Raw genomic sequence first — 14,442 nt, forward strand, 5'->3', positions numbered from 1 at the left:
GGATTGCTTGACTTGAATCAAGGGAATGTACTCGGCCGGATCTAGCGTTTCCTGGATGCTGATTGGATAACCATCAGGAGCCGCCTGCCATGTCCGGCCTCGACGATCTCATCCCCAACGCCGCTCAGATTCGCAAGGAAGCCGCTCTCAAGGAGGCCGAGAAGGCCGAGGAGTATGTCCGCCTCGCCGCCGCCGCCGACGCCGAGAAGCGCGCGCTGATCGAGCGGCTCAGCAAACCTTCCGGCAAGAGCGAAGAGGAGAAGATCAAACTCGCCTCGACCATCATCCAGCGTGCGGTGCGAAACGGCCTGACGGAGGTGCTGGTCTATCGCTTCCCCAACTCGCTCTGCACCGACAAGGGGCGCGCCATCAACCAGATGGAAAAGGGCTGGGAAACCACGCTGACCGGCATCCCCAAGGAGATCTTCCAGCTCTGGACCGATTATCTGAAACCGCGCGGCTATCGCATCGCCTACCAGATCATCGATTTCCCCGGCGGTGTGCCGGGCGATATCGGCGTGACCATCTCCTGGGACGATTAGTTCTGGGGCGATCGACAAGCTCAGCAGCGAGAGGACCGGCATGGCCAAGGATGTGCCCGCGGAGCGAATGAAGCGGAAGGATTATGAGAAGGAGCTGGAGAAGCTCCAGGTCGAGCTCTGTCACCTCCAGGACTACGTGCGGGAGAACAAGCTCCGGGTCATCGTGCTGTTCGAAGGCCGGGATGCAGCCGGCAAGGGCGGCACGATCAAGGCGATTACCGAGAAGGTCAGCCCGCGCGTATTTCGTGTGGTCGCCCTGCCCGCGCCGTCAGATCGCGAGAAGACGCAAATGTTCTTCCAGCGCTACATGGAGAAGTTTCCGGCCGGCGGCGAGATCGTGATCTTCGACCGGAGCTGGTACAACCGCGCGGGTGTCGAATATGTCATGGGCTTCTGCACTCCCGCCGATCACGAGCGCTTCCTCTCGCTGTGTCCGCAGATGGAGAAATACGTCATCGACGGCGGCATCATCCTGATCAAGATCTGGCTCGAGGTCGGGATGGACGAGCAGGAGCGCCGCTTCAATGCCCGCATTGACGATCCCGTCCGGCAATGGAAGCTCAGTCCGATGGATCTGGAATCCTATCGGCGGTGGTACGACTATTCGCGGGCGCGCGACCTGATGCTGAAGAAGACGAGCACGAAGGACGCACCCTGGTATATCATCCGCTCCGACGACAAGCGGAAGGCGCGGCTGAACTGCATCGCTCACCTTCTGGGCGGCATCCCCTACAAGCGCATCAAGAAGGACAAGATCAAGCTGCCGAAGCGTTCCGACAAGGGACGCTACAATGACCAGACTAGCCTGAAAGGGATGAATTTCGTCGCCGAGCGGTATTGAGACGCGAACGGGCTGCGCTGCCGCAGCCCGTCGCCTCGTTGGATCACTTGAGGCGGATCGTGACGCCGCCGACCGCCGCCGATACTTCCGCGCCGACCCTCGGACCGCTGAGCTGAAGGATCACGCCGTTGGCGTTCTGCAGCTGAACGGCACCGGCGCCCGCGGCCACGGCTCCACCTGCTCCACCCACGGCGTAAGAGCCTTCGATCGATGCAGGCCCCTTCAGATTGAGCGCCCGGCCGACGAACTTCGTAGTCGAGGCCCCGACCGTGAGGCCGACGCTCATGCCGGAGACGGTGAAGGGATATTTCTTGCCCCTGAGGAGCAGAACGCCCTCGCCGCCACCGACACCGACGATGAAGCCGCCCTTGGTGAAGACGACGGCGACCTCGCCCGTCTCGGCACGCGACGGCGTGCTGAGACCGGTCAGGGCCGCAATCGAGGCAACCAGGGCGACGCCAACGGCAAGTGTCTTCATGACTCTCTTCCCCCTTTTGATCATTGCGCAAGGATCATTGCGAAGTAGCCGAACACGGTGAGCAAGATGCCCGAGACGGCATAGCCGACCGGGAATCCGATCCAGGGCACGGAACTCTGGATCTCGACCGCGGCCTCGCGGCACGGGCCGGAGTGCGACCGCGCGCCGGCAACGCCGCCCATTAGCACGGCCGGGTTGATCTTGAAGACGTGGAAGCCGATCGCCCAGACGATGAACGGCGGGATCGTGCAGGCAACGAAGCCGACGAGGAATATCTTCAAGGCGACCGTACCCGTGAGCTGCGACAGCAGTCCCGCGCCTGCGTTGACGCCGACGATGGCGACGAAGACCACGAGGCCGAGATCCTCCAGCACGTTGCGCGCCGCGTTCGGCGTGTTGCCGAAGAAGCGCAGGCGCGACACGACCGACGACACGATCACACCCGACAGCAACAGACCGCCTGCGTTGCCGAGGCCGATCTTGGCACCGAACGCCGGGAATTCGATCTTGCCGATCAGGAAGCCGATGATCATCCCGACCGCCAACGTCAGCAGATCGGTCGAGGTGTTGGACCGGGCGATCCGGCCCCACATCTCGCCGAGCTCGTTGACCGCGGACTTCAGGCCGACCACCGAGACGATGTCCATCCGCTCCAGCTTGGTCTTGAGACCCGCCGGAATCTGCACGCCACCGCGTTCGACCTTGGTGACCTGCAGCTGGCCGGCGATCGCGGTGTCGCGGAAGGACTCGAAGGTACGTCCCACCATCTCCTTTTTGGTGATGAGGATGTCCGCCTGGTCCATGGGAATGCCGAGCGTCTTGGCATCCGGGACCTCCGGACCGATCAGACCCATCTTCTCGGTGAGGTGCTCGGTCGAGCCGCCGAGGGCGACGATGTCGCCCTTCTGCAGCACGAGGTCGGCATCCGCGCCTTGCGGCTCGCCGTTCCGCCCGACATTGACGATCCGGTATTCCGGATTCATCGCGCGGAACTTTGCGATGCTCGTGCCGACCGTCGCCGGGTTCTCCAGCCGGTAGGCCCGCAGGCCGAACTGACGATAGCCGGTCAGGCCGCCGCCTTCGAGATCCTTGACGCCGAATTCCCGCTCGTACTGCTTCGCGGCGGCCTTGGCGTCGACGCCCCACCAGCGCGGCAGATATTTGCAGATCAGGATGATGCCGACGGTGCCCCAGATGTAGGTGATACCGTAGGACAGCGCGATCATGCCCGAGGCATCCTCAGGCTTCATTCCCTCGGGCAGCCTGACGACGCCTGAGGTGACGGCCTGCTCGGCCGAACCGATCGCCGCCGACATGGTCTGCGATCCCGCCAACATCCCGCCGGCTGCGCCTGGCGGAAGCGAGAACAGTTTTGCGCCGATCACCACCAGCGAGAGCCCGATCACGCTCGAGACCACGGCCAAGATGCAGAATTTCAGACCATCACCCTTCAGGCTGTTGATGAACGAGGGCCCGACGCGCAACCCGACGCCGTACATGAAGAGATAGTAGAACAGGCTCTTGGCGAAATTGTTCAGCTCGAGCTTCACGCCGTAGGTCGACGACCACACCGACAAACCGGCGCCGACCACGATGGCGCCGGCCACCATGCCGAGGCCATACCCCTTGATGCTGGCCCGGCCGATATAGACGGCAAGACCGACGACGAAGAACAGCAGCAGATACGGATTCTGCTGCAGGAAGGTGAAAAAGCCCTGCATGTTCAGTCCCCTCTAAGATGCCGCTTTCAACTTCGGCGTCGCGGCGGGCCTGGGCCTGCCGATCTTCGCCAAGGCTTCGGAGCGCACGAGCTTCAGCCCTTCCTTGGCGTCGTAGCCATGGATCTCCTTCACATCGAGCTTGCGCATGAAGTCGATGGTCTCCTGCGTGATGACCTGGCCCGGCACCATGATCGGAAAGCCCGGCGGATACGGGATCACGAAATTGGCGGAGACGAGCTCGGGGCCCGCCTTCAGGCGTCGGTCGATCTCGGGATCGTTGAGACGGATGTGTTCGCAACCTGCGACGTCGTAGGCTGCATAGAAGCCGCTGCGAATGTCGCCTTCATTGGTCTTGCTGCCGGCATCGCCGCGGAAGCTCGGGTGGAAATGCGAGAAGTTGGGCAGATCAGGCACGTCGGTCATCAGGCTCTTGACCCGGGCCTCGAAGGTCTTCCTCGCATTGGCGCCGCCCTGCGCCAGCCCGCGATCGACCTCGCCCGCGATCTCGGCGAGGACGCGGATGAGATGCGCGACGTCGCTGCGGGTGTTGTTGATGTTGGACTGGACCAGGACCGAGTTGCGAGAGGTCTTGTTGACCTGGATGTTGTACTCATTGGCGAGGATACCCTTGAACTGAGTGCCGTCAAAGCCAGCCGTGCCGCACACCAGCGTCATGCGGGTCGGGTCGAGGCAGAACTCGTCCTCGTCCAGGCTCTTGAGCGTGCTTGCCCAGTTCACGCCGGTCGCGAGATAATCGGTGAAGCCGCTCTGGCGATACTGCGCCGGCACCATCACGTCGGCGCCGAGGATGCGGAAATATCGTGAGATAAGCGGATTGTTGTTGACCGCGTTGCGGATGGCGAACGCAATCTCCATGGCATTGGCGACGAGGCCATACCCCTCCAGCTCCATCTGCCGCCGCGATATATCGAGGCTGGCGATGAGTTGCTGGTTCGGGCTGGTGGAAGCGTGGGTGAACACGGCCTCCTTGAACTGCTGTTCGACCGTGTGGAATTCGACGTCCTTGACCGAGAGCATGGAGCCCTGCCGGATCGCCGACATCGACTTGTGGGTCGAATTGGTCTGGTAGACGCGCAGGCGGATCTGCCTGGGATCGGGAATGAGCCGGGTCTTGAGCAGCATCTCGTCCGACGGGTTCTTGCCGAGCTCGGCCTGCTGCTTCTCATAGGTCACGACCGACTTCGGGTCGTGCATCCACGCCTCGATCTCGTTTGCCGCCCCCATCGCGGTGCGCCGGCGCAGGAACGGCGAGAAGCGCGCGAAGCCGAACCAGGCCTCGTCCCAGAGGAAGATCAGGTCCGGCTTGATAGCGAGACATTCCTCCATCACCCGGCGGGTGTTGTAGATGTGGCCGTCGAAGGTGCAGTTGGTGAGGTCGATCATCTTGACGCGGTCGAGCCGGCCGTCGGCCCTGGCGCCGAGCAGCGCCTGCTTGATCGTCTTCAGCGGCACCGCGCCGTACATCGAGTATGCCGTCATCGGGAAGGCTTCGACATAAAGCGGCTGCGCACCGGCCAGAACCATCCCATAGTGGTGCGACTTGTGGCAGTTGCGATCGACGATCGCGATGTCGCCTGGCGCAAGCAGCGCCTGCACCGCCATCTTGTTGGATGTCGAGGTGCCGTTGGTGACGAAGAAGACGCGGTCAGCGCCGAGCGCCCTCGCCGCTTTCTCCTGCGCCTTCTTGATGTTGCCGGTCGGCTCCAGCATGCTGTCGAGGCCGCCGGTGGTGGCGCTGCTCTCGGCCAGGAACAGGTTCGGCCCGTAGAATTCGCCCATGTCGCGGATCCAGTCGGACTTGAAGATCGACTTGCCGCGGGCGATCGGCAACGCATGGAACGTGCCGATCGGACGCTGCGCATATTTCTTCAGATTGTCGAAGAACGGGGTGTCGTAGCGATCCTGAATGCCTTCGAGGATGGACAGATGCAGCTCGAGCAGCTCCTCGACGGAGTAGAAGATGCGGCGAACGACGTTGGCTTCAGGGTTTCCAGCCAACTCCTCGACGTCGCGGTTCGAGATCATGTAGAGATCGAGCTCGGGACGGACGCGCTTGATGATCTGGGCAAGCCGGAGCGCAGAGGCGTCGGACTCGTCGTTGAGGCCCGCCGAAGCCGTGATCGAGCGCAGCACCGGTGCATTGTGGCGCGAGCGCAGCCCGAAGCCTTCGTTGATGATAACGGCCGCAATATTGGGATTGAGCATCGTCGCGCAGAATGCGTCTTCCAGGCTGCCGACGATGACGGGCTCATAGATGAAGCCATCCACGGGGCGCCGCAACTTGCGCCATTCGGCGGCGAGCGCCGGCCAGTTTCCTTGCGACACACCGGTGACGATCAATGTTTCGAAATAGGGCCGGCGCGCCGTGTGCGCACCGAACGTCGGCGGCACCAACTCGGGCGCATCGCCGTTGCCGTCGTCCTTTGCATTCCAGTCGCCAGCGTGTTGGCGGAAGGATCGCGTCGCGAGGGCCTGGGTAATCCGCGTCGCAAGGGCCAGCGACGCTGCCCCATCGCCTGCGGAGGCCGCTTCCCGCAGAGCCGCCATCAGGTGCAGGCCGGGATAGCCGTAAAACTCCTCCGTCACCGCAAGATCGGCCAGTGCTGCATCGTAGACCGCGCGATTGCCGACGCGAGCCCACACCTTCGCGGCCTCCACGAGGTCGCGCCAGTCATCCGCCCGCGCGCCGGGACCGGAAAAGAACTGATCGATGCGCTTCTGCGCCGGCTTGATGTCCCTGGACATGTGTTTCTCCCGATCCTCGGCGGTGCCTTGATGGTCACTCGATGGTCATTTGATGCCAGTTGGGGCGAAGATGAGCGTGATCGTGAGTTCGGCGCCGGTGACTCCATTGATCCAAGTCAACGGTCGGACGCATTCTGGCGAGACCGTCGGCCGCAGCGGTCATTTGCATTGCAACACGCCCGCTCAGGCCGTCCGCTGCGCCGTCACGGCCTGCTCGTCGCCGAGAACGCTGTCGAGCGATCGCAGCCACTGGCCGCTATCCGTCCTCTCCGCCAGCCCTTCCGCGCGCAAGAGGTCGCGGAGCTGCGCATGCGCCCCGACGATGGAGAATATGACCTTTCGCGCGGCGAGCTCGTCGTAGAGGTCGTGCAGCATGCCCGCGCCGGCGAGGTCGATATAGGGCGAGGCCGAGAGATCGCAGACCACCAGCCGGATCTCGGGCGAGCGCCGAAGCGCGATCAGGACGGTCTCCAGGATCGTCTCGGCGTTGATATAGAGCAGCGAGGCTTCGGGCCGGAACGCGATGGCGCCGATCAGCGGCTCGACGTCCGCGTGCCTTGAACTGTCCGAATAGCGGCCGCTGCCGGGCAAGCGGCCGAGGAACGCGACGTTTGGCCGCGAGGCCCGGGCCAGCAGCAAAAGGATCGACGCGATCGACGCCAGCAGCACGCCCTGGAGAATTCCGAGCAACAGCACGGAGACCAGCGCAATCCCCGCTGCATAGAAATCGATCCGGCTGACCCGCCACATCCGCATGAGCGCACGGACATCGACGAGCTTGTAGACGGCGGCAAAGACGATGGCCGCGAGCACCGCCTTGGGCAGATTGGTGAGCAGCCCCGTGAAGAACAGAAGGCACAGCCCGAGCGTCACGGAGCAGATCACCAGAGCCAGGGGCGTCCGCGCGCCAGCACTGTCATTGACCGCCGATTGCGACAGGCCGCCGGCAACCGGGTAACCATGCCCGAGCGCGGCCGCGAGGTTCGCGGCTCCCAGTCCCAGAAACTCCTGCCGGACGTCGAGGGAATAACCGTGCTTGGCGGCGAAACTTCGGGCAGCGGAGACGCCCTCGATATAAGCCAGCAGCATACATCCTGCGGCGAGCGGGAACAGATCGTCGAACTCCAGCAGGCCAAAAGTCGGTATACCCAGCGCCGGCAACCCCTGCGGTATCTTCCCGGTGACGGGCACACCGAGGGCTGGAAGGCCGAGCAGCGTCGCTGTCGCGATCGCCAACGCGACGATTGTGATCCCCACCGGCTTCCCCGGGAATAGCCGCTCGCCAAACAGGAGCAGCAAGAGCGCGACAGCACCGACGGCGAGCACGAGCGGGTCAGTAGCGCCGATCTGCCCGAACAGCTTGATCACCCGGTCGAAGAAATTATGGCCGCCACCGGCGACACCAAGCAGGCTCGGCAACTGGCTCGCGATGATCGTGAGCCCGGCACCGGCCTTGAAGCCGACCAGGATGCTGTCGCTGACGAGGCGGACGAGCACGCTCAGCTTGAACAACCACGCGATGAAGCACAGCACCGCCACTGCAAAGGCCGCAAGGCTTGCGATCTGCGCATAGCGCATCGCATCTCCTCCGGCCAGCGCACCGACAGTGCCTGCAATCATCAGGGAGATTGCCGAGGTCGGTCCGATCGCAAGTTGTCGCGACGCCCCCAACAACGCGTAGCCGAGGCCGCCGAGCATATAGCCGTAAACGCCGATCTGAGGCGGCAGGCCGGCCAGCGCGGCATAGGCGAGCGAAACCGGGATGGCATAAGCAGCCAGCGTGACGCCGGCGACGGCGTCGGAAGAAAGCCACTCTCGCCGGTAGGCGCCAAGCCAGCCGGCCGGCGGGAAGAACCGTATCCATCCAGGTTCGGACGGCGCACTCATTGGACGGCCCTCTGATGCGAGGCTTCGCAGCGCAGCAAGACGGCCAACAGCGCGACCACGGGAATGCCGAGCGCGAGGTCCGGAATAGCCTTGGTGGCGAAGGCGCCCACCGCGGCGCCCAAGCCGAACACGGCACACAAGGCGAAGAAGATGCCCGAGCGGCGCAGCGTGCCGAGCGGCGCGCCTCCTGCGGCGGCCTCGAAGACCGTCTCGATCGCCTGGCGCATGTTGCCCGTGATCATCACCGTGCTGCAAACAACGCCTTCGACCCTGGTGAAGATCGCGGTCTGCATCGCGGCGACGAACGAGATGCCGAGCGTTCCAGCCAGATCCGGCAGCCTGTTGTGCAGGATGCTGATCGCGATCAGCAGCAATATCTCGAGCAGGGTGCTGATTGCGCTGGCCCGCTCGCCCGCTACGCGGCGCAGCCATGCGGCAATCACGATACCGGCCGCAAAGGCGAGAAGCGGCGGCACGAAGTGAAGCGCCTTCGTCCAGTCGCCGGCCGTCGCATAAACCCAGAGGAAGATCAGGTTGGCCGTCTGGGCATTCGCCATCACGCCGTGGATGATCCAGGTATAGGCGTCGATATAGCCGCCCGCGAACGCGAGCAGCAGAACGATCTCCACCGTTTCGTCGCGGCGGATCGCGCCGGCTGCGAGGTCGAGCGCGCTCATGTTGACGATGCCGACTGTCGCGAATTCCGCATCATCCGATAGGCGGTGCCTTGCCGCTCGCAGGGCTTGATCTGGATCAAGCAATGCCCGCGATTTCCCGACTGAGATCACGGCAAAGCGACGGGGGAATGCGACATGGATACCGTCAGGTGGATCATCTCCACCGCTCCCGAAATCTTTCTGCTGCTGGCCGTCGCCATCGGCACGATCCTGGGCCGAGTCCGGATCCGCGGCTTCGCCGTTGGGACCACGGCCTGCATCCTGATCGTCTCCGTGCTGCTCGGACAGCTCGGCAATTTTGCGTTCCCGCCGCTGCTCCGCGTGATCCTGTTCAGTCTGTTCGTGTTCACGATCGGCTATCGGTCCGGGCCCGAGTTCTTCGCCTCCTTGAGCGTCCGCACGCTCGCGCAGGTCGCCATGGCGCTGGTGCTGGGCGGCACGGGCCTCGTCATCGTCCTTTTGTTTGCCCACGGCTTCCGGCTCGATCCCGGCACCGCTTCCGGGATTGCGGCCGGAGCTTTGACGCAATCGTCGGTCATCGGGACCGCCTCAGGCGCGTTGGCCCAGCTCAGCTTGCCCAAGGATGTGCTGAGCCAACAGGAGGCGAACATCGCGGCGGGCTACGCCGTGACCTACGTGCTCGGCTATATCCTGACGCTGCTGTTCGTCCCCTTCGTCGCGCCGAAGTTGATGCGGATCGACCTGAAGGCCGAGGCGAAGAAGCTCGAGGCTGAGCTTGCCGGCGGCGATCCGCCGAAGACCGAAAACCTCTCGTATCGCAGGTTCCAGGCCCGCGCCTATCGCGTGACCGCGGGCGCCGGGCGCACCGTCAAGTCGATCGAGGAGGAAATCGGAAGCCGCACGGTGGTCGAGCGCATCGTCCGCCAAGGCTCGGACATCGAGCCACATTTGGAGACCATGCTCGAGGCCGGCGACGACATCGTCATCGCCGGCCGCACTGCGGTCATCGTCGCCGCCAAGCCGATCATCGGCATCGAGATCGACGCCGACGAAATCTTGAAGGCCGTCCCGGGCAACGTGCTGGAGGTGCTCGTGGACAATCGCCATCTCCATGGCCGCTCGATCCAGGAGATCGCAACGCGCGTCGGCACCGACGCCCGGGGCATTTTTCTACGCGCCCTCACCCGCATGGGCCGCGAGGTTCCCTTGAGCGCGGATACACGGATCTATGTCGGCGACGTCATGACGTTGGTCGGCAGCACGCGCAATATCGAACGTGCGGCAAAGGCCATCGGCCAGATCCTGCGGTCGGGTGATCGCGCCGACATTGCCTTTCTTGCCGCCGGCATCGCTGCCGGCCTGCTCGCCGGGCTCGTCAGCTTCAGGATCGGCGGCGTCGCGCTCACGCTCGGCGGTGGCGGCGGCGCGCTGATCGCGGGCCTCGTCTGCGGCTGGCTGCGGTCACGCAGGCCGACCATGGGCGCATTGCCGCCGGCGGCGCAACAGACCCTGAGCGATCTCGGACTCGGCGGCTTCATCGCGGCGATCGGGCTCGGCAACGGCGCCGCGGCCTGGGCCGCGATCCAGGCGCACGGACTGCTTCTGGTCGGCATGGGTCTTGTCATCACGCTCGTGCCGCTGATCGTCGCGACGCTGTTTGCCTTCCACGTGCTGCGCATGAACCCGGTCGTGACCTGCGGGGCACTGGCCGGCGCAATGACCGTCGATGCCGCGGTGACCGGCGCGTGCGAGGTGGCCGAGAGCCAGACGCCGGTCCTCGGCGTCGCCGTGCCATATGCGGTCGGAAACGTGGTGCTCACGGTCCTCGGGCCGATCATCGTAGCGGCAACCTACGGCGGATGACGGAGACCGGCGATGCGGCGACCGGCCAGATCGTTGCTGGGATGTCTCGCGGCCATATTGTTCGCGTGGGCCGCGTTGGCCGCGGCCGCGCGCGCGGAGGATGACGTCCGCATCCAGGAAGAGATCTGGGCGCTGCCACTGCCGCTTCCGATGTTCGCCTATCTGGTGCGTCCCGTCGGCGACGGCCCCTTCCCGCTCGTGATCATGAATCACGGCGTCTCGCTCAACCCGACCGACCGCAGCTTCTTTCCGCTGGTCGAATTCCGCGACGCCGCTCAATGGTTCGCAAGGCGCGGCTACCTCGTGGTGGCGCCGGTCGGCTCCGGCTATGGCGCAGCCGCCATCGACATTCCCGAGCGCGCGGTCTACGGACCGTTCTTCTCCAAGATCGGCAAGTGCAGCAATCCCAATTTTCACGACGCCGGGCTCGCGGTCGCCAAGGTCGACCTCGATATCATCGACTACCTGGCCGCCGAAAAGCGCATCATCCCGAAGGGCGTGATCGTGATCGGGCAGTCCGCCGGTGGCTGGGCCTCGATCGCCTTGTCGAGCATGAACCCGCCGCAGGTGAAGGCCATCATCACCTTCGCTGCGGGTCGTGGTGGACGCGTCGGCGGCAAGCCGAACAACAACTGCGCCCCCGACAGACTGGTTGAGGCCACCGCGGATTTCGGCCGCACATCGCGTGTGCCGATGCTCTGGATCTACATCGAGAACGACACTTTCTTCGGCCCCGACCTGTCGAAGCGCATGCATACGGCCTTCACCGCCGCCGGCGGCCGGGCCGAGTATCACCTGATGCCGCCGTTCGGCAATGAGGGCCATTTCTTCATCGGCTCGAGGGATGCCATCCCGCTCTGGTCGCCACTGGTAACGACGTTCCTCGACGCGCTGAAATAGATGCCAGATCCGTAGGTGGAAATCATGCCCAACGCCCGTGACGGCCTTGCCAGTCTCTTGCTTATCGCCATTGCCGGCGCCACGGCGGCGCCCGGCCATGCCGCACCGAAGGGCGCCCAGGCCGAGAGGCCGGCCGAAATCGCCACACGTGGTCAGCGTGAAGCAAAGGACATCAGCTACGGCGGTTGGCAGAAGCTCTGCTTCAAGGCCGGCGGCGCGCCCACGCTGTGCCGGACCTCGATCACCGGCCAGTTCGCGACCGGACAGACCGCGGTGCGCGTCGATCTGATCGAACGCGAAGACGCCGCCGCGGCCCGGCTGCAACTGTTCGTGCCTGTCGGCATGTACCTGCAACAGTCACCCAGGTTGAGCGTCGACCAGGGCGCGCCCTTCCGCCTGCCCTACACCTGGTGCCTCACCAATCTGTGCATCGCTGCCGATGTGGCGGCGCCGAAGATCATCAGGGAGATGGAATCCGGCAGGACCCTGACGCTCGAGCTCGTCGATTCGAACCTCCTTGCCATGACGACTTCGATTCCGCTGGCGCAGTTCGCCACCGTACGCAAAGGGGCGCCAGCCAGGACGCTGGAGCAGGATATCGACGAATGACGGGGCGAGTTGATCTCAGGAGATGCCGGCGCGTTCAATGGATCCGATCAGTGACTCCGCCGTGGAGGGCTTGGTCAGATAGGCGAGGCAGCCGGACCCAAGCGCCGCAGCGCGGTTCGCCGGGCTGTCGTTGCCGGTGATGTAGATCACCGGCGCGGTGACGCCCTGCTCGGTCAAGCTTCGCCGCACGTCGATGCCGGATTTTCCACCAAGACCGATGTCGAGGACGATGCAGATCGCGGTGTGGAATTTGTCGTGTTCGAGCAACGCCCCCGCGGACTCGAACAGCGTGGCGTCGAAACCGTGCCCGCGCAGCAACCTGGTCAGGCTGGTCCGCATGGACGCATCGTCATCGACGACAAAAACGGACCGGCATAGCGGCAAGGCGATCTGCCTTTCGGGAGGTGAACGAGCTGCGAGCGCTGTGACGGCGGCGGAATACTACATGGGCTTGCTCTGCGTTGCCGACCCGGCGCCTGTGCATCATTGCGCACGGCTCGCGGAGCACTGTCAACACGCCTTGATACTGTCCTTTGGGGCAGTCACACCGTGGGAACCGGGCTTGCGATGACAAAGCAGCTAATGTTCGTTCGTACCGAGCATTCCAAGCCGCTCCGCGATCGAAACGAGTTCCGCAAGCGAATGAACCTGCATCTTCTCCATCACCTGATGGCGGTGGGCTTTCACGGTGCGCTCGGTCGTCCCGAGTTCATGCGCAATCTGCTTGTTGATCCGGCCGCGCACGACGAGATTGAACACCTGACGCTCGCGTTGCGTCAGCGTGGCCAGATGAGTCCGAAACGTCTCCAGCTTGCTGCGCTGAACGCGGGCCGTCCTCTGACCCGCCAGAGCGCGCTCAATCGCATCGATCAAGTGCTCGGAGGATATCGGCTTGGTCAGGAAGTCTTCGGCTCCCGCCTTGATCGCCCGCACGGTGGTCGGCGTGTCTGCATGCCCCGTCAGGAAGATGATCGGCAGCGCCGAGCCGGACGCGATCAATCGAGCCTGCAAATCGGGGCCACTCAATCCCGGTATTCGCACGTCGAGCAGAATGCACGCTGCCTGTTCGTGATCCAGCGCGGCCTCCAACAACTGCAGTGCCGACGCATAGGTCGCGACCTCATAGCCCGCGAGCTTCAGACGCCGTGTGATCGCGGTCCGAAAGGATTCGTCGTCATCAACCACGTGAACGAGACCCGGCACCTTCAACCTCTCGGCCAGTTCCAGCGAGCACCATTGACGTCCTCTCGCTCGACAAAGTCGTCTTCAACAGCTTCAGAACCGAAATATCTGCTCCAATGAACCAAATCCTCGCAGCGACAGCGCTTTCTCATTCCGCGCACCAAGCGCCAGAGCTGTCCCTTGGTACAATGAACCTAGGGACAATGGATTGAAATACCGCCTTGGTCGTAAATCAGCTTCGGCGGGAGCGGGACAGCGCGGCGCATTCCGAGCAGCGAAAATACTTCGCCGAACGGACCAAATTCGGCGATGAGCTGAGGACTTGGCCCATGTTTGTTCGCATCACAACCGATTCCGCACTGCGTCCCAATTCCCTCCGTGACCTCGGCATGACCAGCGATTCAAATGCGATCGTCACTTTAAGCGAATTTTCGTACAGAAAAGGGACCGAGATTTACGGCGAGAAGGAGCCCGCCGAATATGTCTATCAGGTCAAGGCTGGTGCGGTGCGAAGCTACAAGCTGTTGTCGGATGGTCGCCGGCAGATCGGCGCATTCCATCTCATCGGCGACATCTTCGGGCTCGAGAACGGCGGGGAGCATCGATTCACGACGGAAGCGGTCGTCGACACCACGGTTCGCCTGATCAAGCGACAAAGCCTTGAAACGGTGGCCGAGAGCGATGCGATGGTGGCCAAAAACCTGCTCAGCATGACCGCGAACAATCTCCAGCACGCGGAAGACCACATGCTATTGCTCGGCCGCAAGACCTCACTGGAGCGGGTCGCGGCGTTCCTGCTCGAAATGGACAAGCGGCTAACGGCGGCGGGCGTCATCGCGCTCCCGATGTCGCGACGCGATATTGCCGACTATCTCGGCCTGACGCTGGAGACCGTGTCGCGCGCTCTGTCGCGCCTGCACGAGCTCGCCATCCTCGGCTTCATCGGCAACACCCAACGACAGATCGTCTTGCTCGATCGGAACCGGCTCGCCAGCCTCGATCTGCACCCTTGAAC

13 protein-coding genes are annotated in these 14,442 nt (G+C 63.8%); 6 read left to right on the forward strand and 7 right to left on the reverse strand.

What is annotated here, in order from left to right:
- Positions 1–89 precede the first annotated feature (89 nt).
- Together AABA86_RS15445 and ppk2 are read left to right on the forward strand one after the other, a co-directional pair.
- Positions 90–542 carry a hypothetical protein gene (locus AABA86_RS15445; RefSeq protein ID WP_212248636.1) on the forward strand — a complete coding sequence of 151 codons (453 nt, stop codon included), beginning with the start codon at positions 90–92 and terminating at the stop codon, positions 540–542.
- A 40-nt stretch (positions 543–582) separates the two neighbouring features.
- Positions 583–1,383 carry a polyphosphate kinase 2 gene (gene ppk2 / locus AABA86_RS15450; protein ID WP_338307414.1) on the forward strand — a complete coding sequence of 267 codons (801 nt, stop codon included), beginning with the start codon at positions 583–585 and terminating at the stop codon, positions 1,381–1,383.
- Positions 1,384–1,426: 43 nt separating this feature from the next.
- Here ppk2 and AABA86_RS15455 read toward each other — a convergent pair whose 3' ends face one another.
- The 5 genes from AABA86_RS15455 to AABA86_RS15475 all read right to left on the reverse strand — a co-directional run bounded on the left by AABA86_RS15455 (position 1,427) and on the right by AABA86_RS15475 (position 8,912).
- A complete protein-coding gene (locus AABA86_RS15455) occupies positions 1,427–1,861 on the reverse strand; it encodes a hypothetical protein (RefSeq protein ID WP_028142531.1) in 435 nt (144 codons plus the stop codon).
- Positions 1,862–1,881: 20 nt separating this feature from the next.
- Complete coding sequence (locus tag AABA86_RS15460) at positions 1,882–3,582, reverse strand: aspartate:alanine exchanger family transporter (protein WP_338307415.1); 1,701 nt, start codon at positions 3,580–3,582, stop codon at positions 1,882–1,884.
- Between the two features lie 12 nt (positions 3,583–3,594).
- Entirely contained in the window at positions 3,595–6,348 is a 2,754-nt protein-coding gene (locus AABA86_RS15465; RefSeq protein ID WP_338307416.1) for a decarboxylase, read from the reverse strand.
- Between the two features lie 183 nt (positions 6,349–6,531).
- Positions 6,532–8,235 carry a SulP family inorganic anion transporter gene (locus AABA86_RS15470; RefSeq protein WP_338307417.1) on the reverse strand — a complete coding sequence of 568 codons (1,704 nt, stop codon included), beginning with the start codon at positions 8,233–8,235 and terminating at the stop codon, positions 6,532–6,534.
- Positions 8,232–8,912, reverse strand: a complete 681-nt coding sequence (locus tag AABA86_RS15475) for a YoaK family protein (protein WP_212248689.1) — start codon at positions 8,910–8,912, stop codon at positions 8,232–8,234. Before AABA86_RS15475 ends, AABA86_RS15470 begins: the two co-directional genes overlap by 4 nt.
- Before the next feature lie 135 nt (positions 8,913–9,047).
- Here AABA86_RS15475 and AABA86_RS15480 point away from each other — a divergent pair, with 135 nt between their 5' ends.
- Genes AABA86_RS15480 through AABA86_RS15490 form a run of 3 tightly spaced genes read left to right on the forward strand, consistent with a single transcriptional unit; the run spans position 9,048 to position 12,245 of the window.
- Positions 9,048–10,736: an aspartate:alanine exchanger family transporter gene (locus AABA86_RS15480; RefSeq protein ID WP_338307418.1), complete on the forward strand. Its 1,689-nt coding sequence runs from the start codon at positions 9,048–9,050 to the stop codon at positions 10,734–10,736.
- A 12-nt stretch (positions 10,737–10,748) separates the two neighbouring features.
- Positions 10,749–11,636 carry an alpha/beta hydrolase family protein gene (locus tag AABA86_RS15485; protein WP_338307419.1) on the forward strand — a complete coding sequence of 296 codons (888 nt, stop codon included), beginning with the start codon at positions 10,749–10,751 and terminating at the stop codon, positions 11,634–11,636.
- A 24-nt stretch (positions 11,637–11,660) separates the two neighbouring features.
- On the forward strand, positions 11,661–12,245 hold the full coding sequence (locus tag AABA86_RS15490; RefSeq protein ID WP_338307420.1) for an invasion associated locus B family protein: 585 nt from the start codon (positions 11,661–11,663) through the stop codon (positions 12,243–12,245).
- 15 nt (positions 12,246–12,260) lie between these two features.
- Here AABA86_RS15490 and AABA86_RS15495 read toward each other — a convergent pair whose 3' ends face one another.
- Positions 12,261–12,629: a response regulator transcription factor gene (locus tag AABA86_RS15495; RefSeq protein ID WP_338307421.1), complete on the reverse strand. Its 369-nt coding sequence runs from the start codon at positions 12,627–12,629 to the stop codon at positions 12,261–12,263.
- Positions 12,630–12,824: 195 nt separating this feature from the next.
- The gene (locus AABA86_RS15500) at positions 12,825–13,448 is read right to left on the reverse strand and encodes a response regulator transcription factor (RefSeq protein WP_338307422.1); all 624 of its coding nucleotides are present in this window, start codon (positions 13,446–13,448) and stop codon (positions 12,825–12,827) included.
- A 308-nt stretch (positions 13,449–13,756) separates the two neighbouring features.
- Between AABA86_RS15500 and AABA86_RS15505 the strand changes: the two genes are divergently transcribed.
- Positions 13,757–14,440, forward strand: a complete 684-nt coding sequence (locus tag AABA86_RS15505) for a helix-turn-helix domain-containing protein (RefSeq protein WP_338307423.1) — start codon at positions 13,757–13,759, stop codon at positions 14,438–14,440.
- Positions 14,441–14,442: the final 2 nt, after the last annotated feature.

It is taken from the genome of Bradyrhizobium sp. TM233 (assembly GCF_036247965.1).
GTDB classification, from domain to species: Bacteria; Pseudomonadota; Alphaproteobacteria; order Rhizobiales; family Xanthobacteraceae; genus Bradyrhizobium; species Bradyrhizobium ottawaense.